This window comes from Burkholderia sp. BCC1977, assembly GCF_905339595.1.
Lineage (GTDB): Bacteria > Pseudomonadota > Gammaproteobacteria > Burkholderiales > Burkholderiaceae > Burkholderia.
On record NZ_CAJPGQ010000214.1, the window covers coordinates 1 to 243 of the forward strand.

At 65.4% G+C, this 243-nt stretch carries 1 protein-coding gene; it reads right to left on the reverse strand.

Going from position 1 to position 243, the window contains the following annotated elements:
• Positions 1-243, reverse strand: a 243-nt coding sequence (locus U5771_RS35525) for a hypothetical protein (RefSeq protein ID WP_322028232.1), incomplete at both ends; no start/stop codon positions are given.

The window sequence follows — 243 nt, forward strand, 5'->3', positions numbered from 1 at the left end:
ATCAGCTCGCTGTCGACCGGCCTGAGTTCGACTGACAGCTCGGTCGCCTCGCTGTCGACCTCCACGTCGACCGGTCTGTCCTCGTCGACCAGCTCGATCAGCTCGCTGTCCACCTCGACCTCGACGGGCATCAACTCGCTGTCCACGGGCCTCAGCTCGACCGACAGCTCGGTCGCCTCCCTGTCGACCTCCACGTCGACCGGCCTCTCGTCGGCAACCAGCTCGATCAGTTCGTTGTCCACC